General features: G+C 62.9%; 19 protein-coding genes. 7 read left to right on the forward strand and 12 right to left on the reverse strand.

The window, feature by feature from the left end; all coding sequences use genetic code 11:
- Positions 1-541 precede the first annotated feature (541 nt).
- Entirely contained in the window at positions 542-1,372 is an 831-nt protein-coding gene (locus C9I57_RS31280) for an SH3 domain-containing protein (protein WP_107154376.1), read from the reverse strand.
- 422 nt (positions 1,373-1,794) lie between these two features.
- Here C9I57_RS31280 and C9I57_RS31285 point away from each other — a divergent pair, with 422 nt between their 5' ends.
- On the forward strand, positions 1,795-4,944 hold the full coding sequence (locus C9I57_RS31285; protein WP_107154377.1) for an error-prone DNA polymerase: 3,150 nt from the start codon (positions 1,795-1,797) through the stop codon (positions 4,942-4,944).
- Positions 4,945-5,077: 133 nt separating this feature from the next.
- Here the strand turns inward: C9I57_RS31285 and C9I57_RS31290 are convergent, their stop codons facing one another.
- Positions 5,078-5,695: a glycine zipper 2TM domain-containing protein gene (locus C9I57_RS31290; RefSeq protein ID WP_107154378.1), complete on the reverse strand. Its 618-nt coding sequence runs from the start codon at positions 5,693-5,695 to the stop codon at positions 5,078-5,080.
- Between the two features lie 407 nt (positions 5,696-6,102).
- Here C9I57_RS31290 and C9I57_RS32950 point away from each other — a divergent pair, with 407 nt between their 5' ends.
- The 4 genes from C9I57_RS32950 to C9I57_RS31315 all read left to right on the forward strand — a co-directional run bounded on the left by C9I57_RS32950 (position 6,103) and on the right by C9I57_RS31315 (position 10,095).
- On the forward strand, positions 6,103-6,354 hold the full coding sequence (locus C9I57_RS32950; RefSeq protein WP_181322020.1) for a hypothetical protein: 252 nt from the start codon (positions 6,103-6,105) through the stop codon (positions 6,352-6,354).
- 653 nt (positions 6,355-7,007) lie between these two features.
- A complete protein-coding gene (locus C9I57_RS31305) occupies positions 7,008-8,123 on the forward strand; it encodes a porin (protein WP_107154381.1) in 1,116 nt (371 codons plus the stop codon).
- 262 nt (positions 8,124-8,385) lie between these two features.
- The gene (locus tag C9I57_RS31310; RefSeq protein ID WP_107154382.1) at positions 8,386-9,468 is read left to right on the forward strand and encodes an NAD(P)/FAD-dependent oxidoreductase; all 1,083 of its coding nucleotides are present in this window, start codon (positions 8,386-8,388) and stop codon (positions 9,466-9,468) included.
- A gap of 153 nt (positions 9,469-9,621) precedes the next feature.
- Positions 9,622-10,095 (forward strand): universal stress protein, encoded by a 474-nt coding sequence (locus C9I57_RS31315; protein ID WP_107154383.1) that lies wholly within the window; start codon positions 9,622-9,624, stop codon positions 10,093-10,095.
- Positions 10,096-10,174: 79 nt separating this feature from the next.
- Here the strand turns inward: C9I57_RS31315 and C9I57_RS31320 are convergent, their stop codons facing one another.
- From C9I57_RS31320 to C9I57_RS31335, 4 genes are all read right to left on the reverse strand, one after another.
- Positions 10,175-10,480, reverse strand: a complete 306-nt coding sequence (locus C9I57_RS31320; RefSeq protein ID WP_107154384.1) for a hypothetical protein — start codon at positions 10,478-10,480, stop codon at positions 10,175-10,177.
- A 225-nt stretch (positions 10,481-10,705) separates the two neighbouring features.
- Positions 10,706-12,499, reverse strand: coding sequence for a chloride channel protein (locus tag C9I57_RS31325; protein WP_107154385.1), 1,794 nt, complete (start codon positions 12,497-12,499; stop codon positions 10,706-10,708).
- A 22-nt stretch (positions 12,500-12,521) separates the two neighbouring features.
- Positions 12,522-12,938 carry a MarR family winged helix-turn-helix transcriptional regulator gene (locus C9I57_RS31330; RefSeq protein WP_018442270.1) on the reverse strand — a complete coding sequence of 139 codons (417 nt, stop codon included), beginning with the start codon at positions 12,936-12,938 and terminating at the stop codon, positions 12,522-12,524.
- Between the two features lie 98 nt (positions 12,939-13,036).
- Positions 13,037-14,209 (reverse strand): HPP family protein, encoded by a 1,173-nt coding sequence (locus tag C9I57_RS31335; protein ID WP_107154386.1) that lies wholly within the window; start codon positions 14,207-14,209, stop codon positions 13,037-13,039.
- A 312-nt stretch (positions 14,210-14,521) separates the two neighbouring features.
- On the opposite strand from C9I57_RS31335, the gene glgX reads away from it, so the two are divergent.
- On the forward strand, positions 14,522-16,714 hold the full coding sequence (gene glgX, locus C9I57_RS31340) for a glycogen debranching protein GlgX (RefSeq protein ID WP_440130266.1): 2,193 nt from the start codon (positions 14,522-14,524) through the stop codon (positions 16,712-16,714).
- 4 nt (positions 16,715-16,718) lie between these two features.
- Here glgX and C9I57_RS31345 read toward each other — a convergent pair whose 3' ends face one another.
- The 5 genes from C9I57_RS31345 to nirB are packed head-to-tail and all read right to left on the reverse strand — an operon-like array spanning position 16,719 to position 23,940.
- Positions 16,719-17,843 (reverse strand): CmpA/NrtA family ABC transporter substrate-binding protein, encoded by a 1,125-nt coding sequence (locus tag C9I57_RS31345; protein WP_107154387.1) that lies wholly within the window; start codon positions 17,841-17,843, stop codon positions 16,719-16,721.
- 3 nt (positions 17,844-17,846) lie between these two features.
- Complete coding sequence (locus C9I57_RS31350; RefSeq protein WP_107154388.1) at positions 17,847-18,434, reverse strand: ANTAR domain-containing response regulator; 588 nt, start codon at positions 18,432-18,434, stop codon at positions 17,847-17,849.
- Positions 18,431-21,154 carry a nitrate reductase gene (locus C9I57_RS31355; RefSeq protein WP_107154389.1) on the reverse strand — a complete coding sequence of 908 codons (2,724 nt, stop codon included), beginning with the start codon at positions 21,152-21,154 and terminating at the stop codon, positions 18,431-18,433. The genes C9I57_RS31350 and C9I57_RS31355 overlap by 4 nt, the downstream gene beginning before the upstream one ends.
- A 16-nt stretch (positions 21,155-21,170) precedes the next feature.
- A complete protein-coding gene (gene nirD / locus C9I57_RS31360; RefSeq protein ID WP_107154390.1) occupies positions 21,171-21,497 on the reverse strand; it encodes a nitrite reductase small subunit NirD in 327 nt (108 codons plus the stop codon).
- Between the two features lie 10 nt (positions 21,498-21,507).
- On the reverse strand, positions 21,508-23,940 hold the full coding sequence (gene nirB, locus C9I57_RS31365) for a nitrite reductase large subunit NirB (protein WP_107154391.1): 2,433 nt from the start codon (positions 23,938-23,940) through the stop codon (positions 21,508-21,510).
- 506 nt (positions 23,941-24,446) lie between these two features.
- Between nirB and C9I57_RS31375 the strand changes: the two genes are divergently transcribed.
- Positions 24,447-25,100: a peroxiredoxin gene (locus tag C9I57_RS31375; protein ID WP_107154393.1), complete on the forward strand. Its 654-nt coding sequence runs from the start codon at positions 24,447-24,449 to the stop codon at positions 25,098-25,100.
- 65 nt (positions 25,101-25,165) lie between these two features.
- Here the strand turns inward: C9I57_RS31375 and C9I57_RS31380 are convergent, their stop codons facing one another.
- Positions 25,166-25,483 (reverse strand): hypothetical protein, encoded by a 318-nt coding sequence (locus C9I57_RS31380; RefSeq protein ID WP_018442260.1) that lies wholly within the window; start codon positions 25,481-25,483, stop codon positions 25,166-25,168.
- Positions 25,484-25,593: the final 110 nt, after the last annotated feature.

The following is a 25,593-nucleotide window of genomic DNA, read 5'->3' on the forward strand; positions in this document are numbered from 1 at the left end:
AGCTTCGCCAGGTGCAAGCCTCTCATAGGAGACGGTTTGGACAGTGTTGATGGGAACCGCACCTCTGTTCCCATAACGCTCTTTCCAGACCTTTCCACGAAAGACCGAAGGCTCCAGTGTGTAATATGGAACCTTCCTCACCTTTGCGACCATATCTGCCTGCTGTCAGAATGTAGAGCCTCAATGAATATCATCATGTGGGCTATTAAGCCGGAACGCGCGTATCTTACATGAATGCTTTGATTAATTCAACTTGTTACCCAAAACAACTATTTTGAGATAAGCGAAATAAGAGTGAATTGTCGCACAGAATTTTCCTATCAATTTCCTTGTGGCGACAATTCCCACTGCCACACGGCTATGCAGCGCTGAAACCGTGCCCATGCGAATCAGCGGCTAGTCGAAGTGCATGACGGGCCTGCGCTATGTCAAAGCGGCGCTCGCGATGTGCCGAACACATCGATTCAATCGCGCGTACCGTTTCGCCATTGGGCGCCGCCGGCCCGCGGCTGCCCATCCCCCAGAACGACAGCGAAGAGCGCTAGTGATTTGACTGCCCCGGACCTTCCTCACGTTCCCCGCCACGGCCGCCAGCTTGGCCGCCTCGCTCTTCGAAGCGGCCGCTGGGCGCTGCCATGGCACCCGGGGCAGGGCCGGGCCGCATTTGCGGGCCGCCCGTTGCACGCGAGGGCGGTTCTCCGGGCTGAACGCCGCGGCCAACCGGAGGCTGAGGTTGAACCTGAGGTCGGGGCTGCGGTTGAGGCTCGACAGCGCGCGGCGACGGCTGCTCCATGGGGCGCGCATATCTGGGCTGAGCCTCTCCCTGGGGCGGACCGCCGCGCACCGGAGGCGGGGGCACTCCAGGAGTACGTCCATATGTCGGCGCCTCACGCTCCTCGGGCCGCGGCGCCGGCGGCCGGTCGACGTCCCGGCGCTCGGGTGGCCGGACACCGCGCTCTGGTCGTGGATGATTGGCCCAGCGCGCTTCATCGCGATACCAGGGCCGATCGCGGTAATGATGGCCCCAATAGGAATCGAGCGAGAACACGACGATAGGCATTCCGATCGTCGCGCCGTAAGTCATGACTGGAACTTCCGTACCCTGGTAGGGATAGCTAAGGTAACCGCCATAGGCCCATCCGCGCAGGCCGGGCGCGGCGACGTCGCACCAGCTGTAGTCTTCGACGCAGCCTATCACCGTCAGCTCCGAGCCCTCCTGCACTTGGGCGACGATGGGGTAGTCCGGAGCGGGACCGGCGTAAATGTCGATCGGAGCGTTCGTATAGGCCTGCGTTTGTGCAGGCGCAGTGCCGGATAGCACCAGCAAGCCGACTCCGGCTGCGACGGCTCGAATGGCGAAGTCCCTTTGCATGATGTTCCTCCCTGGGCTGATTGGTGTTTGCGGCTTTGGCGAACGGTGTGCGCTTCTTTTCGTCTGTAGGAGCAGCGCGCGCCGCAGCGATTGTTTCGTCTGCCTTAAACAATGAGCAAGTTCCGTGCTTTTGCGACGCCTTGCAGCCGCCAAAGATGGCTCGTGTTCAGCTGGGACGCACCCGGCAGCGCGATCCCGAGGGGCCTCTGACCCAAAAATTCCAGTACACCGTAGGCCCTTTGAGGTGTACGATACTGTACGGATATACAGTCTCTTCTTTCGCTTTTTTGATGCCCGTTGAAGTCATTCGCTCGCCGTTGCGGCGAGCCTCGCTGCGTGCACGAGGCCGCGATCGCGCCGTAAGGCGGGCGATCCGGCGGTGCTCATGCGGGTTCCTTCATGGGTTGTTCGGATGACGCGCGATGGATACCGTTTTCAGCGCGCTGCCGGCCTACGCCGAGCTCTTTTGCTTTTCCAATTTCACATTCCTGCACGGTGCCTCGCATGCCGAGGAGCTCGCTGAGCGCGCCGCGCAACTGGGCTACGCCGGTCTCGCGATCACCGACGAATGTTCGCTCGCAGGCGTCGTGCGCGCGCACGACGCGGCGAAAGCGGCCAATCTGCCACTCGTCATCGGTTCGCACTTCAAGCTCGTCAACGCCGACGGGTCGCCGGCATTCGGTCTGATCCTGCTTGCGCAGAACCGCGAAGGCTACGGCAACCTCTGCGAGCTCATCACGCTCGCGCGAACGCGTGCGCCGAAGGGCGAATACCGTCTGACGCCACAAGATCTCGCCCGGCCGGACAAGCAATACGGTCATTTGCGCGGCATGCCGGACTGTCTCGCGATTCTCGTGCCGGATTTTCCGGCGAAGGAAGACGCGCTGCACGAGCAGCTTCGGTGGCTCGACGAGACTTTTCCCACGAGAGCCTGGTGCGGGCTCGTACTGCACCAGCGCGCGATGGACGATATCCATCGCGGCGTGATCGAATTCGTCGCCGACGATTGCGGAGTGCCCGTCGTCGCGCTCGGGCACGTGGTGATGCATGTGCGTTCGCGCAAGCTGCTGCAGGACACGTTGACGGCGGCTCGTCTCGGCAAGCCCGTGCACGAGTGCGGCTACGATCTCGCGCCCAATGCCGAGCAGCATCTGCGTCCGCGTCTGCGTCTCGCCAATCTGTATCCGGCACGCACGCTCGAGGAGACGACGAATATCCTCGCGCGCTGCGCGTTTTCGCTCGATGAGCTTCGTTACGAATATCCTGACGAGCTGGTACCCGACGGAATGACGCCCGCGGCGTATTTACGGCAGGAAACGTACATCGGCGCGCATCGGCGCTTTCCGCAAGGCATTCCGCACGAGGTCCAGCTCCAACTCGAGCACGAGCTCGAGTTGATTGGCGAGCTCCGGTACGAGCCGTACTTCCTGACTGTCTACGACATCGTCCGCTTCGCGAGAAGCCAGGGCATTCTTTGCCAGGGAAGAGGATCCGCGGCCAACTCGGCGGTCTGCTATTGCCTCGGCGTGACCGAAGTCGATCCGGAACGCGGCAATATGCTTTTCGAGCGCTTCATCAGCAAGGAGCGTGGCGAGCCGCCCGATATCGACGTCGATTTCGAGCATCAGCGTCGCGAGGAGGTCATTCAGTACATCTATTCGAAATATGGCCGGGATCGTGCCGCGATCGCGGCCGCGGTATCGTGCTACCGGCTGCGCGGTGCGCTGCGCGACACGGGCAAGGCGCTTGGCGTCGATCCGCAGATCGTCGATATGGTCGCCAAGTCGCATCAATGGTTCGACGGCAGACACGATTTGCTCAAGCGTTTCGAGGAGTGCGGATTGAATCCCGAAACGCCGCTGATACAAACCTGGGCGACGCTCGCGATTCAATTGCTCGGCTTTCCTCGCCATTTGTCGCAGCATACGGGCGGCTTCGTCATCAGCAAGGGCAAGCTGTCGCGTCTCGTGCCCATCGAGAATGCCGCGATGCCGGAAAGGTCCGTCATCGAATGGGACAAGGACGACCTCGAATCGTTAGGTCTCCTGAAGGTCGACGTGCTCGCGCTCGGCATGCTGTCGGCGATCCGCCGTACGCTCGATTTCGTCTCCGAGAAGCGCTGCGAGCGGTTCGAAATGCAGGACATCCCCCCTGAGGACGCCGAAACCTACGAGATGATCTCGCGCGCTGACACGGTAGGCGTGTTCCAGATCGAGTCGCGCGCTCAAATGTCGATGCTGCCGAGGCTTCGGCCGCGCAAGTTCTACGATCTCGTCATCGAGGTCGCCATTGTGCGTCCAGGGCCCATTCAGGGTGGGGCCGTTCATCCCTATTTGCGGCGGCGTCAAGGGCTCGAGCCCGTGTCTTATCCGAGCGACGCCTTGAGGCGTGCGCTTGCGCGCACGTTGGGCGTGCCGATTTTTCAGGAGCAGGTGATGCAGATCGCGATTCTCGCCGCGGGTTTTTCCCCCGGCGAGGCCGATCAACTGCGCCGAGCGATGGCAGCCTGGAAGCGCAAGGGGGATCTTGGGAAATACTACGATCGCATCGTGGGCGGCATGACGTCGCGCGGCTACGACAAGGCGTTTGCCGACAGCATCTTCGAGCAGATCAAAGGCTTCGGCGAGTACGGTTTTCCCGAAAGCCATGCCGCGAGCTTTGCGCTGCTCGTCTATGCGAGCAGCTGGTTGAAGCGCCACGAGCCCGAAGCTTTTCTCGCCGCGATGCTCAACAGCCAGCCCATGGGGTTCTATTCACCATCGCAACTCGTGCAAGATGCGCGACGTCATGGCGTCGCGGTTCTGCCTGTCGATGTCGCCATCAGCGATTGGGATTCGAAGCTCGAGCGAATCGACGGCACCGTGAAACCGGCGGTCCGGCTCGGTCTCTCTTTGCTGAAGGGCATGCGCGACGGCGCCGCCGAACGAATCGAGGCCGCGCGGGCGGTGCGTCCGTTCGAGAGCGTGCACGATATGGCGCGGCGGGCGCAGCTCGATCGTCACGATCTACAAGTGCTCGCGGCGGCCAATGCGCTTTCCTCGCTTGCCGGCAATCGTCGGCAGGCATTGTGGCAGTCGGTCGCCGCCGTGCCGGATAAGGACATGCTCGAGCGCGCCGCGGTGGACGACGGCACGCCGGAACTCGGTACGCCGTCGGAAGCCGACGATATAGTCGGCGATTACCGGTCGATGGGATTGACGTTAGGACGTCATCCTCTGGCGTTGCTACGGCCGCGCTTGCAGGAAAAAGGGCTGATGCCGGCCGCGGTCTTGCAGCGCTATCCGAACGGGCGTCTCGCTCGCGGATGCGGCATCGTGACGGTTCGCCAGCGGCCCGATACGGCCAAGGGCGTCATCTTCATCACCATCGAAGACGAAACCGGCAACGTCAATGTCATCATCTGGCCGAAAGTGCTCGAACGGCAAAGGAAAGAAGCGCTCGGCGCTTCGCTGCTCGGCGTGCTGGGGGTATGGCAATGCGAAGGCGAAGTGCGACATCTCGTGGCGCAAAGGTTGATCGATCTCTCGCATTGGCTCGGGGAATTGCCTGCGTCCAGCAGGAACTTTCATTGAGACGTTTTCCGCTCTTCTGTTCTTCCGTTCTTCTGTTCTTCTATTACGCTGGGATCGCGGAAGGTCCGCCGGCCTCGAGCGCCGCGCGGCGGGCATCGAGCCCGCCTGCCGCGCAGGCCGGCTCTACGATCGCTCAGTACCGCGAAATCTGATTGCCGTCGATCCGCACGCGATCGCCGGGGCGCAGATCGCCCGGTGTCTGCATGTCGAATGAGCGTCCCGAGCCGTCGCTCAATCGAACGTCGACGCGATAGCCGGCGGGTTGCCCCATCTGTTGCCCGATCTGGTTGCCCGCCACCGCGCCGCCCAGCGCGCCGACGACAGTCGCCGCATCGCGGCCGTGACCTCGTCCGATCTGATTGCCGAGCACGCCGCCGACGAGCGCGCCCACGAGCGTTCCGGCCACGCCCGAGGGGCTCGTCGCGCCGCCGATCGGGCGAATCGCCGCAATCGTGCCGTACTGCGTGCTGTAGCCGCTGCCGGGCTGCGCGTAGGAGGGATCGGCGTAGCCGGGTTGCCCATATTGAGGTTGCCCGTACTGCGGCTGCGCATATTGCGGTTGCCCATAGGCGGGTTCCTGCACGTAAGCGGGTTCAGCGTATTGCGGTTGCGCATAGGCAGGCTGCGCATACTGTGGCTGCGCGCCATACGTTCCGTAGGAGCCAGGCGCGACGCAGGCGGAGAGGGACAAGGCGGCGCCGGCAACGAGAGGAACGAGCAGGGCGGTTTTAGTGAAGACGAGGCGCGTCATCGGTTTTCGATAAGAAGTAACGCTCGCGGAGCGCGGGTAGGTCCAGTTGCGCAACGGAGTATAGGGAAAGCCGTTTTGGCTGTATGCAGGGTGCGGGTAACAGACTGTAAAGTCTGTTGCGGCGGCGATGAGCGCCGCGGGCGACGCTTCAGCGTTGATGGGTGACGCTAATGACTAACGTGCTCCACTCATGAGGGAACAGACATTTCGGAGTCCCGATCATCGGTGTTTCGCGTGCGGAGTATTCGGTCTACTGAACGCCGTAACCCCGGCTTTGCATGCAGTTGCCCCACGAGCGCCAGTAAGTCGTCATCGGCGGCTCGGGGGGAGGCAACGGTGGCATTTTGGTTTCGCTGGCGTTCCCCGTTGCAATCGACGGCCCTGACGCCGCTCCTGGAGCCGATGCCATGGGTGCCGCCGAAGCCGCCGATGCCGCAGTGCCCGACTGGCTTGCGCCCATGCCGGCGCTTGCACCTGAAGCAGCGGTCGGTGCAGCCGCGTTGGGAGCCGCCGCGCTGGCCACGCCGGTACTCCCTGGCAACGGTGGCGCCGATGTGCCGCGCCCTGCATCGGACGCGAACGTGATCGGTGTCGAGCGCGTCGGCGTTTGCGGTTGCCGCGCGACGTCGACGTTCGTTTCCTTTTTCGCCTGCGCATAGCACAGCGCTTGATCGATGGCTTGCTGGGATGGCGTCTGGCTTCGCATCGGATACGTGATCGGCCGTTGCGCCCACGAAATCGCGGGCGCGATAGTCACCAGTAGTGCAAATCCAACCCGAAAACGGACGCTCATTGGTTTCTGATCTTCGTTCGATTGAGGGATACCCAGCGCCGCCAGCCGGCGATGCCGACATTCGACGTCTCCTCCGAGCATATCCACAGGATCGGCTGGGCGACCGAGAGAGTATCGTCATGATCCGCCAATTCGCGGCGTCCGTTGCGGTTCAAGACAGAACCGACGACCTCGCCAGCCGTGACAGCCGTATTAAGCATCTGTTGCGGTTTTGCAACCTTTTGCTCGGAGCGAGACGCGCCGACAAATAGGGATCGATCAAATCAGCGCGCTGAGTATATTTGCATAGTTCAATCAAATCAGCGACATAGCAGGCGCAGGAGACAAGTTCCTTTCAGTTAGTGAAATAACGTATTGCGACCCACGCGTATACCCTAACTAGGGTCAGCCCGTAGACTCGCGGCTCGTAGGACGGTTTTCCGCAGAGGATTCGGTTCGCTCGCCAAGAGGGCGGCGAAGGCAATGCGGCCGTCTGTCGGAAGTCTGGCCCCAGGCCAGTTGTCATAGAAAGGCACTCTCATGAAAAAAACCCTCATTGTTGCCGCGGTCTCCTCGTCGTTCGCGGTTGCCGCTCATGCACAAAGCAGCGTCACGCTCTACGGCGTGCTCGACGCGGGCATCACGTATACGAGCAATGTCGGCGGTCACTCGAACTGGCAGCAGACGAGCGGCGGCATCGACCAAAGCCGCTTCGGTCTGCGCGGCGCGGAGGATCTCGGTAACGGTCTGAAGGCGATCTTCACGCTCGAAAGCGGCTTCAACCTGGGCAACGGCAAGTTCGCCAACAACAACGGCATGTTCAATCGCCAGGCGTTCGTCGGCCTGTCGAGCAACTACGGCACGGTGACGCTCGGCCGTCAGTACGATGCGGAGCAGGACTTCCTCGCGCCGCTGACGGCAACGGGGAGCTGGGGCGGCACGTCGTTCGCGCACTTCGGCAATCTCGACAACCTCAACACGAACGGCGGCGCGGCCGTGAACAACTCGATCAAGTTCACGAGCGCGAACTACTCCGGCTTGCAGTTCGGCGGCACTTACGGTTTCTCGAATCAGACCGGTTTCAACAACAACCGCGAGTACAGCGTCGGCGCGGCCTATCAGTTCCAGGGCCTGCGTATCGCGGCGTCGTATGCGCAAGAGAACAATCCGTTCAGCACGACCAGCGGCGCGACGGACAGCTCGTTCGCAAACTCGGTCTTCGGCCTCTCGAGCCTTGGCAACTTCCGCCTGCGCACGTACGGTGCGGGCGCGAGCTATGCGTTCGGCCCGGCACAGGTCGGCGTCGTTTGGACGCAAGCGCGTGTCGACAACGCTACCGCGATCCCGCTGTCGCTTCGTCAAAACAACTATGAAGCCAACGCCAAGTACAACTTGACGCCGGCGCTGGGTCTCGGCGTGGCTTATACCTACACGAACCAGAACGTGTCGGGCGTGAGCCAGCACTTCCATCAAGTCGGCGCCCAGGCTGACTACTCGCTGTCGAAGCGCACCGATGTCTACGCGCAGGTCGTCTATCAGCGCGCTTCGGGCCCGGCTGGCACGACGGCTTTCATCTATAACCCGACCACGGGCAGCGGCTTCTCGAGCTCGATCAACCAGACGGCCGCAACCGTCGGCTTGCGTCACCGCTTCTAAGACGCATCCGATCGCTCCATCGTAGACAAAGGCGCCGCTTGCGGCGCCTTTTTTGTTGGACGTTTCTCCCTACTGGGGAATGGGCCACTGCGTGTTCGCTGTTCGCTGCCTCGTATACTGCGTTCATTCGCGACGATATCGCCGTATCCCGCTCGTCGCCATTGATGTTGCGCGATGGCGGGTAGTCCGTGCGAGGTAAGGCACGCCTCGTGCGAGAGGGCATGCATCGTCGCACTTTGTCGAGAACCGTGGAGAATCGAGCGTGAACGAGGCAACGTCCCCCGAAACCGGCAATCCGATACGAACCGATGTCGTCATCGTCGGAGCGGGGCCCGTCGGCCTCTTCGCCGCGTTCGAAGCCGGCGTGATCGGACTGTCGTGCCACCTCGTCGATGTGCTCGGCGAAGTCGGCGGCCAATGTATCGAGCTTTATCCGGAAAAGCCGATCTTCGACATCCCGGCTGTTCCCGTCTGCACGGCGCGTGAGCTCGTCGAGCGGCTGATGGAGCAATGCAAGCCGTTCGCACCGCCGATTCATCTCGGGCAGCGCGTCCTTCACGTCGAGCAACGCGCCGAAGACAAGCGCTGGCTCGTCAGCACCGAGCAAGGTCTGACATTCGACGCGGCCGCCATTCTGCTTTCAGCGGGGAATGGTGCATTTGTTCCGCAACGCGTGGCACTCGAAGAAGCCAAGGCGCTGGAAGGGCGGCACGTTCACTATGCTGTGCGGCAGCGCTCCACGTTTGCCGATCAACGCGTCGTCGTGGCCGGCGGCGGCGATTCGGCGCTCGATTGGGCCTTGGCATTGCGTCGCGTGGCGAAGCGCGTCACGCTCGTTCATCGACGCGAGACGTTTCGTGCGGCTGCCGCGACGGTGCAGGAAGTCAAGGACGCCGCGGCGGCGGGCGAGCTCGACCTGATCATCGGCACGATCGCTGCCCTCGATGCGCCAGGCGGCAACTTGCGATCCGTCGAAGTGAAGCGGATCGGTGGGTCGGTCGTCATCGACGCCGATCATCTGATCGCGCTTTTTGGCCTCGTCGCGGAGCTCGGTCCGATTGCGCGATGGGGATTGGAGACGCTCGGCGGGCGCGTGGCCGTCGATACGTCGAACTACGAATCGTCGAAGCCCGGGATCTTCGCCGTCGGCGATATCGCGGTCTACCCGAACAAGCAGAAACTGATCCTCTCGGGCTTTCACGAAGCCTCGCTCGCGCTGCGCAAGGCCTATACCTATGCATTCCCCGACAAAAAGCGCGTGCATGTGCATTCGAGCTACGATCAGAAGCTGTCCGAGCGGATCCTCGGCGCCGAGGGCGTGGCCGCGCACGCCGAGGGGCATTGAGCGAGCGTGCGCACGCGCACGCTCGGCCCATCGAGTCGAGCATGGCGGCAGTTGTTCCCGGGCGGGATCCCAACCATACTGCCTCATGTACCGGACGTTCGCGAAGCGTAGCGATGCGCCTGGCGGACGCCGTTCTCTGAATGGAGGCGTCTCATGTACAAGCGAATCTTGGTGCCAGTCGATGGCAGCGAAGGCGCGATGCATGCACTCGACAAAGCCATCGAGCTTGCACGGTCGCTGCACGCGGAGGTGCAGGCCGTCTTCGTGCTCGTGCATCCGGCGCAGCTCGTCGATATCGGCGGTGCGTACGTCGAGGAAATGCCCCCTACCGATACGACGAGCCGCACTGCAACGTCCGTTCTCGACGAGGCGCGCGAGCGTTTCGCGCGCGCGGGCGTGGTGGGGAGCGTCCGAGCGATCGATTCATACGGAGACAGCATCGTCGCTGTTTTGAGGCGTGGCATCGACGAGTTCTCGGCCGATCTTGTCGTGATGTATTCGCATGGCCGCCGGGGATTCAGGCGGCTCCTTGCCGGCAGCGTCGCCGAATCGTTGCTGCGCGATACGACGATCCCGTTGCTGTTGCTGCGCGACATTACCGAAGAGGAGGAGGGCGCGGCAAGCTGACGCTCAGTGCGCGGCGCGCTCCGTCATCGGCCTTGCGGCGCCCGGGCGCGCTCATCCGCCGCCGCGGGCACGGGCAAGCTCAGCCTGCCCGGGAGCGAAACGCGCGGGCAGCGGGCCGGACGACTACCGACACGCGGCGACACAGCAGTGCACGGCGGTGCGCGCGTCGCGCACGCACCGCCGCGCTACGCGGGACCGGTTGCTTCGTTGGGTGTGGAGGGTCCTCGCGCTTGGCCGATTCCGCCAGCGTTGCCGCCTTGACCGAATCGGCGAATCGTTGCAGAGCGGGGAGCGAACCGCTGATGCTGTGGTAGGTCTGGCTGCCGATGCGTGCGTCGAGCAATACCTGCAAGCCTGCTTGTGTCGCCAGTTCCAGAATGTTCATGTTCGGCCTCCCCGTTTGCAGCCGGCACCACTCGAGCGCGGGTGCTTTGGCCTCTTTCTCGACCGCGCTTGAGCCAATTGTCAGACTTGCCGCGTACGGCGAATGTGCGATGGCTAACGGCACTCGTCCGCTTACCCACTGAATCGCGTCTGATCGGTGCGTTCACCCACCCAGGACGAGCAGCGCGTCCCGTCGTCAGGGTTCCGGCTCAATTCGCGCGCCGTCCTACGACGTTTTCCTCCGTGGGGGGCGAGAGGGGCGCAGCAGAGTCAGGCCGCGAAATCGCTCTCTCTTGTGTTCTTCCTCGAAATGAGCGCGAGCCGGCTTGACGAGGTCGCTTCGAGCGACGATGCCCACGAGTTCCAGAGAGTCGCGATCCGCGACGACGGGTAGTCGTTCGAGGCCATGCACGGCGAGGCGCGTTGCAACGAGCCTGCAGGTTTCGTCGGCGAGCGCGACCGGTGTCGAGCGGCCAGCCAGTGCATCGCCGAGCGTGAGATCCGCCGTTCGGTCGCCGTGCTCAGCGTTCAAGGCCACGACCGTGCTGCGATCGACTACGCCGATGAGTTTGTTGCCACGTACGACCGGGTAAGCGCGATGCGACTGACTCGCGCCGAAGAACGTCTTCAGCGCTTCGTGCGTCGTCAGTGACGCATCGATGGTTCGGACGCTGCGTGTCATCACTTCCTCGACGTAGTGACGTTCCAGCGGGTCGACGCCATATTCGCGATAGATGTGATATCCGCGCCGCGCGATCTTCTCGGTCATGATCGAGCGTCGCATGACGACGGTCGTAAAGCCGTGTGCGACGAGCGTCGCCGTGAGGAGCGGCAAGAGCGCATTGCTGTCGTGCGTCAATCCGAACGCAAAGAGAATCGCGGTTAGCGGCGCGCCAAGCGTGGCGCCGAGCGTCGCGGCCATCGAAACGAGTGGCCACAGTGTCGGCTCACCGCCCGGCAGGATATGGCCGAGGACGACGCCGAGCCCCGCGCCGAGCATGAGCAGCGGCGCGAGCACACCGCCCGACGTCCCGGAGCCGAGCGCGATGACCCATACGATCGCCTTGACGACGAGGATCGCGACAGCGATTTGAATCGACAGATTTTGATGCAGCAGATCGCCGATGACGTCGTAACCGACGCCGAGGACGCGCGGCTCGATGAACCCGCCGATCCCGATGATGAGGCCGCCGAGCGCGGGCCACCACATCCAATGCAGCGGCAGCTTGCCGAAGAGGTCTTCCGTCTTGTAGAGCGCGACCGACAGGCCGCAAGCGAGTGCGCCGCTGCCGAGCCCGAGGATCGCGCACGATGCGAGCGAAATCGCATGAGGCGCGGCCGTCTGCAGCGGAAAAAGCGGCCCCGCGCCGAACCATGCGGCGCGCACGAAGCCTGCCACGGCGCACGCGAGTGCGACCGGCAAGAAGCTGCGCGGGCGCCATTCGAAGAGCAGCAATTCGACGGCGAGCAGCACGGCCGCGACCGGCGTGCCGAAGACGGCCGTCATGCCGGCCGCCGCGCCCGCGACGAGCAGCGTCTTGCGTTCGGCCGCCGTCACCTTGAAGCATTGCGCGAGCAGTGAGCCGAGCGCGCCGCCGGTCATGATGATCGGACCTTCGGCGCCGAACGGCCCGCCGCTGCCGATGACGATGCCCGAGGAGAGCGGCTTCAACACCGCCACTTTGGGCGACATGCGGCTTTTGCCGAAAAGGATCGCTTCTATCGCTTCGGGAATGCCGTGACCGCGGATCTTTTCCGAGCCGAAGCGCGCCATGAGGCCGACGACGAGACCGCCGGCGGCGGGCACGACGATGACCCAGGGCCCGAGCGCGTTATACGCGGGCGAATGATCGTCGAACGAGAACGTCCCGTAGAAGAAGAGATTCGTGAACAGATGGATCAGATGAAGCAGAACGTAAGCCGCTACCGTGCCCAGCACGCCGATGACCGCGGCCAGCGCGCAAATGGCAGGCAAGCGCGCATTCGCGGAAAAGTCTCGTTTGTGAATATCGACGTTCATTGCTTCTCTGTTCATAAACCGGTTAAAGATCGATCTGCGGCACGTTGAACGTGTCCTTCAGTGAATTCAATTCGGCGCGGTGCAGCGCCGCGAGCCGCGCGAGGATGGATTCGCCGGCCTTCAGCAAATGCACCTCCATCTGCCGCCGATCGACCTCGCTCTGCCTGCGCTCGACGAGACCGATGGCTTCGCAGCGGGAGACCAGCGCGACGACACCATGATGCTGCGCCTGAAGGCGCTCCGCCAACTCGCCGATCGTCGCCCAGGCGCGGCCCGGATAGCCTTTCACATGAAGCAGCAGCAAGTACTGCAAAGGCGTGATACCTTCGCTTTGCGCCGCACGCTCCGAAAATCGTTCGAAGCGGCGCATCTGATAACGGAACTCTGAGAGCTGCTCGAAATCTTCTTTGTCGAGCGCGCGCGAAGCAGGGTTTCTCATTTTCGGCCGGACACTGTTCAAAAGGGCCGAAAATTATATCACATTGTGATATTTTTGCCCTGGCGTCGCCATCGTGGCGCGATGCTCTGCACATGAGATCAGGCGCGGGCCAGCTTCAGCCGTTGCGTTTGCGTTTGAGTTTGCCGATGCAGGCCGCCGATCAGGTCCGATTGCGTGATCATGCCGGCAAGCCGCCGATCGCCATCTAGCACAGGAATATGGTGATGGCCGTAATGCGCGAAGAGCGGGATCAGCTCGGCGACAGGCATGGACGCATCGACCGTGCAAACAGCTGGTGTCATCAATTCGCCGATACGTCGGGTGGCGGCGCCATCGCGCCTGAAAGCGGCGAGCCCGGTGCGAATGCGGCGCAGGCCGAACGGCGTACGGCCGACGAAATCGGTTCGCGTCACGATGCCGACGACGCGGCGTGCATCGTCGATGACGGGCAAGGCCTTAATGCGATGTCGCTCGAGCAGGCGCCAAGCGGCTGCCGCTGTTGCGTCGCGCGATACCGTCACGACGTTGCGCGACATGATCTGATCACAGGTCATATCGCTGAAGCTCCGTGCGTAGGCGAGCAATTGCGCTTCATGCACGAGAGACTGCAGGTCGTCGGCCGCCACGTCGATCCATTCGCCGCGATGCCGGACGATCGCCTCGATATCGGCGCGCGTCACGCCGGCACGCGTATCGTCCCCTCCAGAAGCGGCGTTCGCGCCGGCACGGCCAACATGTGCGTGCGGATAGCGATGCCCTGTCAATCCGTGATAGACGATGGCCGCGCCGAGCAGAACGATCGATTGCAATCCGATCGGCTCCAATACAAAACGAAAGCCGAGCGCATGGATAGTCGGGCCGCCGAGCACCGCCGTCAAAGCGACGGCGCCTGAAGGCGGGTGCACGCAGCGCAGCGCGAACATCGCGCAAGTGGCCATCGCGATCGCCAGCGCCGCTGCCGCAATCGGATTCGCGAGCCAGTGCGACGAGAGCACACCGAGCGTGGCCGCCACGAGGTTGCCGCCCAGGAACGACCAAGGCTGTGCCAGCGGGCTCCCGGGCACGGCGAAGAGCAGCACGGCCGAGGCACCCATCGGCGCGACGAGAAGCGGGATGTCCGCCTGCGAGCCGAGGAGCCAATACATCGTCACGCCCGTTGCTCCGATGCCGATCAGAGCGCCGAGACAGGCGCGAACCCGTTCGCGCCATGCAACGGCGATGGGATGCGGGGCAAAGCTCTGAAACCAGCGGGCAACGGCGAGGCGCGACACGGTTTGATCCGATCAAACGAGTGGGAAGTCCGAACAGGGGTGACGAGCGGAATGGGCCTGCGCTGTTGCACGACCCGCGCTCACATTCGCTCTCTCCGCCCCGAGGGTGCGGCTTACTCTCAGAGGGCCGGAGCGAAGCAAACGGGGTGCGATTATATCTCAACGTGAGGTATTGACGCGCCCACGTGCGGGGCGCGTTGTATTGATGCAAACGAAGCGGGCCGTCCCGGCCGTTTCATGCGTTTCATGCGTCGATTCGGAACGAAGCTTGCTCCACTGTCGCGTCACGGACGACTCTTGATGCGAGCACCCATGTCAACCACCACCATGCCTATCGCCGAAGGCCTCCCGTTCCCGTTGGGTGCGACATGGGACGGCCAAGGCGTCAACTTTGCGTTGTTTTCCGCCAACGCAACTCGGGTCGACCTGTGTCTTTTCGACGAAAACGGCAAGCGCGAGCTTGGGCGGATCGAATTGCCCGAGTTTACGGACGAGATCTGGCACGTTTATATACCTGGCTTGCGGCCGGGCGCGGCTTACGGGTATCGCGTGCACGGCCCCTTCGAACCCGAGGCCGGCCATCGCTTCAATTCGAGCAAGCTGCTACTCGATCCTTACGCGAAAGCCCACGTCGGGAGTCTGAAATGGAACGCCGCGGTATTCGGCTACAGACTCGGAGCCAAGGACGTCGATCTGACGCTCGACAAGCGCGACAGTGCTCCGTTCGTCCCCAAATGCGTCGTCGTCGATCAGAACTTTTCCTGGACCCACCCCACCCGCATACGCGTGCCGTGGGAGCGCACGATCATCTATGAAACACATGTGCGGGGATACTCGAAGCGGCATCCTGCCGTAGCGCCCGAGCTGCGCGGCACATTCGAAGGCTTGGGTCAGAAACCGATCGTCGACTACGTGAAAAGCCTCGGCGTCACCTGCATCGAATTGATGCCCATTCACGCGTTCGTCAACGACAGTCATTTACTCGACAAAGGCCTTACGAATTACTGGGGCTATAACACGATCGGCTTCTTTGCGGCCGACCCTCGCTATTTCGCGCGCAGCTCCGGCATCATCGACGAGTTCAAGCAGATGATCGACCGCTTTCACGAAGCCGATCTCGAAGTGATACTCGATGTCGTCTACAACCACACCGCCGAAGGCAACGAGCTTGGCCCGACGCTGTCGTTTCGCGGTATCGACAACGCTTCTTACTACCGCTTGATGCCCGACGAGCCGCGCTATTACATCAACGATACCGGCACGGGCAACACGCTGAATCTTTCGCATCCGCGCGTGCTGCAGATGGTCATGGATAGCCTGCGCTACTGGGTCACCGAAATGCGGGTCGACGGCTTTCGCTTCGATCTCGCGACGATTCTCGGCCGCGAGCCGTACGGCTTCGACGAAAGCGGCGGTTTTCTCCACAGTTGCCGCCAAGATCCCGTGCTCTCGAGCGTCAAGCTGATCGCGGAGCCATGGGATTGCGGCCCGGGCGGCTATCAGGTGGGCGGCTTTCCGCCAGGATGGGCGGAATGGAACGATCGCTTTCGCGACATCGTGCGCGCATTTTGGCGCGGCGAGGACGGTGCCGCGCCCGAGCTCGCCAGCCGCATCACCGGCTCGGGCGACAAGTTCAATCGCCGTGGCAGGCGCCCCTGGGCCAGCGTGAACTTCGTAACCGCACACGACGGGTTCACGCTCAACGACCTTGTGTCATACAACGATAAGCACAACGATGCCAACGGCGAAGACAACAAGGACGGACATTCGGACAACAAGTCGTGGAATTGCGGCGTCGAAGGACCGACCGATGATGCGCAAGTGGGCGCGCTCCGTGAGCGCCAAAAGCGCAATCTGCTCGCGACGTTACTGCTTGCGCAAGGTACCCCGATGCTCGTTGCGGGCGATGAATTCGGCCGCACCCAACAAGGCAACAACAACGCCTACTGCCAGGACAACGAAATGAGCTGGCTCGACTGGGAGGGCATGGGTGATGAGGGACGTGCGCTGACGGAATTCGTCATCAAGCTGACGACGCTTCGTCATACGCTTCCTGTGTTGCGGCGGGGCCGCTTCCTGACAGGTGCGTTCAACGAAACGCTTCAATTATCCGAAGTGAAATGGATGAGCCCAGCGGGTACGGAACTGACGGCGCAGCATTGGGACGATCCCTTGATGAAATGCTTCGGCCTTGTGATCGATGGCCGCGCGCAGGTGAGCGGCATTCGCCGACCGGCATCCGATGCCACGCTGCTGCTCGTGCTGAACGCGCATCACGACGTGGTCGACTTCACGCTTCCCGAGATACCCGGCAGCGATCAATGGAGCTGTCTCATCGATACCAACGTCCCTGTCCGTGAGGAATTGCCGGATTTCGAATCGGGAGACATCTATCAGGTCACGGGCCGCTCACTTCTGCTGTTCGCGCTTCATGCCAAGGGTCAAACGAAGCGCATTTTTGCGAAGCTCGAAAAGCAACTGACGGAAGAAGGCGGTGTGAAATAGATAGTCAACGCCATGCTGCGCCATCGCAAAGCAAAACGGTCTGCGTGTCGCCAGGGATAGGAACTTCGCTCAACGTGGCGGCATCGCGATAGAGCGCGGTCTGATTGATGGCGGCGGCGATGGCGGCATCGTTCGCGGTTTCATTGCCATCGCCGCCCGACCGTGTGCGAAGCAGGTGCCAACGTCGATATTGTTCGATGAACCACCGTCCCTCCGAAACGCGCGGATAGTTGACGGTCCCGCCATCGAAGAACGAGACGGTGAGCGGCGGCTGCGGGAAACGCTTGCCTCCCTCGCGGCCCGCGAGTCGAGCTGCGATCAGCTCGAATGGAACGTCGAGCGCTTCGGGCTTGGCGAGCCAGCGCGCGATTTCCTCCCGATGCGAAGGGGCATCGACCCATCGGCATGCCTCGAGCATCGTCTGGATCAATGCCCGCGCGGTATTCGGGTGTTGGGCGACGAAGTCGCGCCGGCAGGCGAGCACCTTCTCGGGGTGGCCGGGCCATATTTCGCTCGTCGCGGCGACCGTTTCTCCCACGCCGCGCGCTTCGGCGACAGCGTGCCAGGGTTCGCCTGCGCAAAAACCGTCGAGCGTATCGCGCTCGAGGGCGTCGACCATACGCGGCGGCGGAATGACGACGCTTTCAATATCTTCGAGTGGATGCACGCCTTGCGCAGCGAGCCAGTAATAGAGCCACATCGCATGCGTGCCGGTCGGAAACGTCTGTGCGAATACGGCGGGCCGCCCGAGCGTGGCGAGCGCGGACTTGAGATTGCCCGCTTCGTCGAGCGCGCGGGCGAGGCGGGTCGAGAGCGTGATGGCCTGACCGTTCCGATTCAACACCATGAGGACGGCCATGTCCGCCTGCGGCCCGCCGATGCCAAGCTGCACGCCGTAGACGAGGCCGTAGAGCGCATGGGCCGCATCGAGCTCGCCGGCCAGCAGCTTGTCTCGCACGGCCGCCCACGACGGCTGCCGGCAGAGCTCGAGCGTCAGTCCATGCCGATGCCCGAATTCGAGCACCTTCGCCGCGATGAGCGGGGCCGCGTCCGAGAGTGCGACGAAACCGACACGCAGATGCGTCTTTTCAAGGGCCTTTTCGGCGACGGGGAGCATTTCGGTATCCATGTCCTACCTCGATGAATCGGCGGCGTCGACGAGCCGCCGCGCGATTTCGGCAAGCCGCACGCCGGCATCCATCGCGCGCTTGCGCAACGTAGCGTAGGCTTCGTGCTCGGACATCTTGCCGCGCTCCATCAAGAGCCGCTTCGCCCGGTCGATCGTCTTGCGTTCGGCGAGCTCGCCCTCGACTTGGGCGAGACGTTGCCGCAGTTTCTCTTCATGAGCGAAGCGGGCGAGTGCGACTTCGAGAATCGGCGCAAGCCGCTCGGGCGCGAGGCCTTCGGCCACATAGGCCGTGACGCCCGCATCGACGGCCTCGCGGATCAAGCGCTGGTTCGCATCGTGGCTGAACATGAGCACGGGCCGTGGCGCCGTCTCGTTCATGACGGCGAGGTGCTCGAGCGTGTCGCGCGAAGGCGATTCGGTATCGATGATGACGACGTCGGGCCGCTCGCGCTCGACCACCTTCGGCAGCGCCTGCGGCGTCGCCGCTTCGGCGAGCATCTCGTAGCCGAGACGCGCGAGCGCCTCGCGCATTTCGCCGATCGGTTTTTCAGTATCGGTGACGAGCAGGATGCGCAGCTTCGATGGGGTCATGCAACGGCCGTGGCGTTCAACAATCGCTTGATTTCGGGTACACAGGAGCCGCACACAGTACCGCAGCCGAGTGTCGATTTCAATTCGTCGAGGCCGGCGTTCGCCGCGATGGCTTCTTCGATCTGTGTCTGCGTCACCTGTTTGCAATTGCAGACGATTCGGGCGCGGGGCGCAAGGGCGCGCAGCGCGTCTTCGCCGCCGGGCAGGAAAATCGTATGGCGCGGGCCCGTCCATGGCGTCGCCGCCCGGATCTGTTCGATCAGCGAGCGCGCGCCGCTCGTATCGCCTGTCAGCAAGAACCCGTCGATCAGCTTGCCGTTCCATGCCACGCGCTGCTCTCGGCCGCGGCGTGCGTCGCGATACTCCAGCAGATCGTCGCCGCGCGGCAGTCCAAGCGCATCATGGAGCCGGTCGGCCCAGTCGGGGTGCGCGATCGCGTCCGCGGCCGAAACGACGAGCAGGTCTTCGTCCTCGATCCGGACGGACGCATAGCGCCGCTCGCCGAGCAAAGACTGCACGGCCGCTCGCAGCGCCAGCGTGTCGCCGCGCTTCGCGGCGACGAGTCGCCACGGCAAGTCGGGCACCTCGATTCTGACGGCGGCATGCTTGAGCTCGGGCTGTGCCGAGTAGGGATCGACGGCGCCGATGGTCGCCTCGTTGACGCCGCCGTTGTTCAGATACTGTCCGCTCCAATGCATCGCGGCGAAGAGCGTGCCGGATCGGAGATCGTCCGACGTTTCGAGCGGAAGCACCATCTTTCCTCGGCGGCTCGCAATCGTCACGAGATCGCCGTCAGTCAAGCCGCGGCGGGCAGCATCGCCGCGGTGCATCACGACGGTCGCTTCGGGCGCGTGCGAGAAGAGCGCGTCGGCGCGGCCCGTGCGGCTCATGCCGTGCCATTGGTCGCGCAGGCGCCCCGTCACGAGCCGGAACGGGTAGCGTGCATCGGTCGATTCAGCGACGGGCAGATAGGGCGTCTTATGAAACAGAGCGCGGCCGTCGGCCGTGGCGAATACCCCATCGGTGTAGCGGCGCGCATCGCCGCGCGCCGCACCGGCGACGAACGGCCATTGCTTCGGGCCCTCGTCTTCGAGCAAGGCATACGAAAGCCCGCCGATATCGAGATCGCGGCCGACCGTTAGCGCGCGGTGCTCATCGAAGATCTCGTGGGGCGAGGCATAGGGGAATAGTTTGGACTCCGAAGCGACGACATCATGCGCGCTCTCATGTCGAGGCATCAGTCGCCGCTCGAGGCGTCGCGCAACCTCCGCGACGATCCACCAGTCGGCGCGCGCGTCGCCCGGCGCCCCGACGGCGGCCTGCACGCGCGAAATGCGTCTCTCCGAATTCGTGACCGTGCCGGACTTCTCGCCCCATGTCGTCGCGGGAAGCAGCACGTCGGCATAGGGAACGGTATCGGTCTCGACAAAAGCCTCCTGCACGACGACGAACTCCGCCTTGGCCAGCGCCTTGCGAACGCGTGCGATGTCGGGCATCGAATGAACCGGATTGGTGCAGGCGATCCAAACTGCCTTGATCTTGCCGTCGGCGATCGCATCGAACATATCGACGGCGGGCAGTCCGACCTTCTCGGACAGTCCCTGGACGCCCCAAAACGCCGCGACTTCGGCCCGATCGTCGGCGTTGCCGATATCGCGGTGCGCCGCGAGCATCGTCGCCATTCCGCCGACCTCACGGCCGCCCATCGCATTCGGCTGGCCGGTCAGCGAAAACGGCCCTGCGCCCGGCTTGCCGATCTGCCTCGTCGCGAGATGGAGGTTGATCAGCGAGAGGTTCTTGTCCGTGCCGTGACTCGACTGGTTGAGCCCCATGCAGTAGAGCGACAGCGTCGCCGGGCTGTCGGCGAACCATTCGGCCGCGCGGATCAGGTCTTGCTCCGCAATGCCGCAGATCCCCGCTGCCGTGCGTGGCGAGTATTCGCGCACGAGCGCCTTGAGATCGAGGAACCCGTGCGTGTGCGCGTCGATGAAGTCGCGCTCGAGCAGGCCTTCCCATATGAGATGGTGAAGCATGCCGTTGAAGAGCGCGACATCGGTGCCCGGTTGGATCGCGAGGTGAAGATCGGCCAGTGCGGCGACGTCGGTGCGGCGCGGATCGACGACGACCCAACGGATGTCGGGATTCTTCGCCTTGGCATCCTCGAGCCGACGAAACAGCACGGGATGCGCATACGGCATGTTGCTGCCCGCGAAAAGCACTGTCCGAGCAAGCTCGAGGTCTTCATAACAAGTCGGCGGCCCATCGGCACCGAACGCCTTCTTGTACGCCGTCACGGCGCTCGACATGCAAAGCCGCGAATTCGTATCGATGTTGTTCGTACGAATCAATCCCTTCGCGAGCTTGTTGAAGACGTAGTAGTCCTCGGTCAGCAGCTGGCCTGAGATATAAAACGCGACGGAGTCGGGCCCATGTTGCTCGACGATCTCGGCGAAGCGAGCGGCGACGTGATCGAGCGCGCTCGCCCAGTCGGTCGGCTCGCGCTTCGCCTCACGCGTCGCGCGCAGCTCGGGCTGAAGCGCGCGGCCGGCGGTGCTGGCCGCCGTGAGAGGCAGGGAGCGGCCTTTCGTGCAGAGGCGCCCGAAGTTCGCGGGATGATCGGGATCGCCGGCGATGCCCGTGATGCGGCCGTGCTCGGCTTCGATCAGCACCCCGCAGCCGACGCCGCAATAGCAGCAAGTCGAGCGCGTGACGGTTTTCATCGCGACGTGCCCTCCATCAAGAAAGGCAGACGTAGACCGCGACACCCTCGACTTTCACGGGAAATCGGCGCGCGCATCCTTGGTCGGGTGCGCGGGCCTCGCCCGACGCCAACTCGATGTTCCAGCTGTGAAGCGGGCAGGTGACGGTCTTGCCGTAGACGATGCCTTGCGAAAGCGCACCGCCCTTGTGCGGGCAGCGGTCCAGCAGCGCGAACACTTCGTCTTCGGCGGTGCGAAAAATCGCGATGTCGCCGTCGGCATGCTTGAGCACGCGGCTGCCGAGCCGCGGGATGTCGGACAGCTGGCAGACGTGAGTCCAGTTGGGCAGGTTCGATCGATCCATGGTCAAGTCCTCACTCGATTACCGTAAGCGGAATGTATTCACGTTGCTGCACGCCTTCGATGCGTGCCTGCCAAGGATCGGGCAGGCCTTCGAGCGAGTAGAGCAGGCGTTCGTAGAGCGCCTTGCGGCTTGCGGCATCCTCGACGATCTTGCGCTTCACGTAATCGAGGCCGACACGCGCGATGTAATGAACCGTGCGATCGAGGTAATGCGCTTCTTCACGATAGAGCTGAAGGAAGGCACCGGTGTACTCCTTGACCTCGTCGGGCGTCTTCACCTTGGCGAGGAATTGCGCGACCTCGGTCTTGATGCCGCCGTTGCCGCCCACGTAGAGCTCCCAGCCGCTGTCGACGGCGATCACGCCGACGTCCTTGATGCCCGCTTCCGCGCAATTGCGCGGGCAACCCGACACCGCGAGCTTGACCTTGTGCGGCGACCACATGTTGGCGAGCATCGTCTCGAGATCGATGCCCATTTGCGTGCTGTTTTGCGTGCCGAACCGGCAGAATTCGCTGCCGACGCAGGTTTTCACCGTGCGGATCGATTTGCCGTAGGCATGACCTGACTGCATGCCGAGATCGCGCCAGACGTCAACGAGATCTTCCTTCTTCACGCCGAGCAGATCGATGCGCTGGCCCCCCGTCACCTTCACCATCGGGATGTTGTATTTATCGGCCACGTCGGCGATGCGGCGCAACTCGTCTGGCGTCGTCACGCCGCCCTTCATCTGCGGCACGACGGAGAACGTGTTGTCCTTCTGGATATTGGCGTGCACACGCTCGTTGACGAAGCGGCTTTGCGGATCGTCGACGGCTTCGTGCGGCCACGTGGAGATCATGTAGTAGTTGATGGCCGGGCGGCATGTCGCGCAGCCGTTCGGCGAGCGCCACTCGAGGAAGTCGTACACCTCCTTGTGCGTGAGCAGCTTGTTCTCGCGAATCGCCTTGCGCACTTCGTCATGATTGTGGTCGGTGCAGGCGCACATTGCCTTCGTCTTCGGTGTTTCCTGGAAGCTCGTGCCGACCGTGCTCATCAGAATCTGCTCGACGAGGCCCGAGCATGAGCCGCAGGAGCTCGCTGCCTTCGTATGCTTCTTGACGTCGTCGAGCGTGAAGAGGCCCTTCTCCGTGATCGCCTTCACGATCGTGCCTTTGCACACGCCGTTGCAGCCGCAGACTTCGTCGCCGTCCGCCATTGCCGCGGCGCGGTTGTGACCTTGCACGCCCGCATCGCCGATGCTCGATTCGCCGAACATGAGGCGGTCGCGCAGCTCGCCGAGCTTGCGGCCTTCGCGCAACAGCTTGAAGTACCAGGCGCCGTCGGCCGTATCGCCATAAAGACAGGCGCCGACGAGACGATCGTCCTGGATGACGAGCTTTTTATAGACGCCGCTCGCCGGGTCCGACAGAACGATCTGCTCGGTGTTGTCGCCGCCGATGAAATCGCCCGCGGAGAAGAGGTCGATGCCCGTCACCTTCAGTTTCGTCGAGAGCACAGACCCCTTGTAGCTGCCGATGCCCATCAGCGCGAGGTGATTCGCGCACACTTTCGCCTGCTCGAAGAGCGGCGCGACGAGGCCGTAGGCGATGCCGCGGTGGCTCACGCATTCGCCGACGGCATAGATGCGCGGGTCGTACGTCTGCAGCGTGTCATTGACGACGATGCCGCGATTGCAGTGCAGGCCGGCCGCTTCGGCGAGCGTCGTGTTCGGACGAATACCGGCCGCCATGACGACGATATCGGCGGCAACCTCGTCGCCGTCCGCGAAGCGAACCGCGGCCACTTCGCCGGCTTCGTTGCCGACGATTTCAGTCGTTGCCTTCGAGAGCAGAAACGAGAGTCCGCGTTCTTCGAGCGAGCGTTGCAGCAGTTTTCCGGCGCTCGCGTCGAGCTGGCGCTCGAGCAGCGTCGCGGCCAGATGGACGACCGTCACATCCATGCCGCGCAACATGAGCCCGTTGGCCGCTTCGAGCCCGAGCAAGCCGCCGCCGATCACGACCGCGCGGCGCTTCACTTGCGCCGCATCGATCATCGCTTGCGTATCGTGAATGTCGCGATAGGTGATGACGCCCTTTAGCGTGGCGCCGGGCACCGGAAGGATGAACGGCTGGGAGCCCGTTGCAATGAGCAGGCGATCGTACGGCGCCTCGGTGCCGTCTTCGGCGACGACGCAACGGCGCTTGCGATCGATGCGCGCGATAGCCTTGCCGAGATGCAGGTTGATGCCATTGCGCTCGTACCAATCGAGCGGATTGAGCACGATGTCGTCGAACGTTTGCTCGCCGGCGAGCACGGGGGAGAGCAGGATCCGATTGTAGTTCGGGTGCGGCTCGGCGCCGAAGACGGTGATGTCATAGTGATCCGGGGCGAGCGCGAGCAGCTCTTCGATCGTCCGGATGCCGGCCATGCCGTTGCCGATGACGACGAGTCGGGGCCTGTTCATCGATGGTCACTCCTTGAAGCGGGCGTCGCAGCATCGTTGCTCGACCGAAAATGCTTATTCCGCATGAGCCAAAACGAAACGGCGTCCGCTCGTGTCCGAAAGCACGAGGGGACGCCGTTGTCCTTAAATCGATGGCGAGCAGGGCATTTCATCGCCGCATCGCATCTTGCTGCATGCATCCCGACGCCGTTGTCGGGCACGCGCCGGTTAAAGCAAGCCCTGTGCCAACAACGTCAAACCCAACCCCGTCGCGGGTTTCGCCGAATTCGGGGGAAGCGGCGCGAACTGTTCGAGGGCAGCTGTTGCACCGCAGCAGTGCAGGGGCCTTATGCCATCGCACTGGTTTTGCGCCGCGATGTCTTCTTCGGTGCGTTGCGTTGCATAGCGCACGTCCATTCGGCGTCTATAATTCCTAGCCTCATCTCTTGCGGTGCCTCGCGCGATTTATTCGCGTCGCATATCGTAAGAATCCGGGCCTGCCAACCACATAGCAAAGGAGGTTTGATATGACCATCCGCATCGGTGACGAAGCACCTGATTTCACCGCCGAGACGACCGAAGGACCGATCAAGTTTCACGAATGGATCGGCAATGGCTGGGCGATTCTCTTCTCGCATCCGAAGGACTTCACACCCGTCTGCACGACTGAGCTTGGCTACATGGCGGGTCTCAACCCTGAATTCGAGAAGCGCAATACGAAGATCATCGGCCTGTCGATCGATCCCGTCGGCGATCACAAGAAATGGGTGGGCGACATCGCCGAGACGCAGGGACACGCCGTCAACTATCCGATGATCGGCGACGACGATCTCAAGGTCGCCAAGCTCTATGACATGATCCATCCGAACGCGAGCGCGGGCCCGCGAACGGCGAACGACAATGCGACCATTCGCTCCGTCTTCATCATCGGGCCGGACAAGAAGGTGAAGGCAATGCTCATCTACCCGATGAGCGCGGGCCGCAACTTCGACGAAGTGCTGCGCTTGCTCGATGCGCTGCAGCTCAACGCCAAGCACTCGGTCGCCACGCCGGTCAACTGGCGCCCCGGTGACGACGTGATCATTCCGACGTCAGTTTCGGATGAGGATGCGAAAAAGAAATATCCGCAGGGTTTCAAAACCCTCAAGCCGTATCTGCGGACTGTGGCTCAGCCTAAATAACAGATTGCGATATGAATATGCCGGCCAGTTCGGTCGGCATATCGGCACGCCTAATTGAAGTCGATTCAGTGATTGAGTCTTTTCATGACTTCGGACTCCAAAGCGGCGTGCCACTCTTCCGATGCTTCTATCGGATCCATTTCATCTTCGATGAAACCCTGAGCACGTTCGGCCGCTAGCCGCGTTCCGTCGAAATCGGGGCCGAAGTCGTCGCTGTCGTCGCCGGGCGGCTCGAGCATATCGCGTAGCATCGCCGCAAGCTCCGGCGTATCCCATGGCTTGCCTTGTTGCTTGCGAACCTTGATGTAATGCCTGATTTCCGCGTCCTGCTCCGGCGTCAACGGGAGCCCGCGAAACGTCCGGTTCGGGTCGAGGTCGGTCATGGTGGCTCTCCGGCGCGATCAGTCGATATGAGTGTAGCGCCGTTGAGGGCTGGCACGCTACATCAAACCGTATCGGAAGCGTTCAGGGCGAGATGACAGCTAATGGCGCG

It is taken from the genome of Trinickia symbiotica (assembly GCF_003028655.1).
In the GTDB taxonomy this organism is placed as follows: Bacteria; Pseudomonadota; Gammaproteobacteria; order Burkholderiales; family Burkholderiaceae; genus Trinickia; species Trinickia symbiotica_A.

Bases quoted from the DNA above. Each gene is read 5' to 3' on its own strand.
- C9I57_RS31290 (WP_107154378.1), bottom strand. From the start codon at position 5,695: ATGACGCGCCTCGTCTTCACTAAAACCGCCCTGCTCGTTCCTCTCGTT.
- C9I57_RS31320 (WP_107154384.1), bottom strand. From the start codon at position 10,480: ATGAACATTCTGGAACTGGCGACACAAGCAGGCTTGCAGGTATTGCTC.
- C9I57_RS31305 (WP_107154381.1), top strand. From the start codon at position 7,008: ATGAAAAAAACCCTCATTGTTGCCGCGGTCTCCTCGTCGTTCGCGGTT.
- nirB (WP_107154391.1), bottom strand. From the start codon at position 23,940: ATGAACAGGCCCCGACTCGTCGTCATCGGCAACGGCATGGCCGGCATC.
- C9I57_RS31350 (WP_107154388.1), bottom strand. From the start codon at position 18,434: ATGACCCCATCGAAGCTGCGCATCCTGCTCGTCACCGATACTGAAAAA.
- C9I57_RS32950 (WP_181322020.1), top strand. From the start codon at position 6,103: ATGGGTGCCGCCGAAGCCGCCGATGCCGCAGTGCCCGACTGGCTTGCG.
- C9I57_RS31345 (WP_107154387.1), bottom strand. From the start codon at position 17,843: ATGGATACCGAAATGCTCCCCGTCGCCGAAAAGGCCCTTGAAAAGACG.
- C9I57_RS31330 (WP_018442270.1), bottom strand. From the start codon at position 12,938: ATGAGAAACCCTGCTTCGCGCGCGCTCGACAAAGAAGATTTCGAGCAG.
- C9I57_RS31280 (WP_107154376.1), bottom strand. From the start codon at position 1,372: ATGCAAAGGGACTTCGCCATTCGAGCCGTCGCAGCCGGAGTCGGCTTG.
- C9I57_RS31380 (WP_018442260.1), bottom strand. From the start codon at position 25,483: ATGACCGACCTCGACCCGAACCGGACGTTTCGCGGGCTCCCGTTGACG.
- nirD (WP_107154390.1), bottom strand. From the start codon at position 21,497: ATGGATCGATCGAACCTGCCCAACTGGACTCACGTCTGCCAGCTGTCC.
- C9I57_RS31285 (WP_107154377.1), top strand. From the start codon at position 1,795: ATGGATACCGTTTTCAGCGCGCTGCCGGCCTACGCCGAGCTCTTTTGC.
- glgX (WP_440130266.1), top strand. From the start codon at position 14,522: ATGTCAACCACCACCATGCCTATCGCCGAAGGCCTCCCGTTCCCGTTG.
- C9I57_RS31355 (WP_107154389.1), bottom strand. From the start codon at position 21,154: ATGAAAACCGTCACGCGCTCGACTTGCTGCTATTGCGGCGTCGGCTGC.
- C9I57_RS31325 (WP_107154385.1), bottom strand. From the start codon at position 12,499: ATGAACGTCGATATTCACAAACGAGACTTTTCCGCGAATGCGCGCTTG.
- C9I57_RS31375 (WP_107154393.1), top strand. From the start codon at position 24,447: ATGACCATCCGCATCGGTGACGAAGCACCTGATTTCACCGCCGAGACG.
- C9I57_RS31315 (WP_107154383.1), top strand. From the start codon at position 9,622: ATGTACAAGCGAATCTTGGTGCCAGTCGATGGCAGCGAAGGCGCGATG.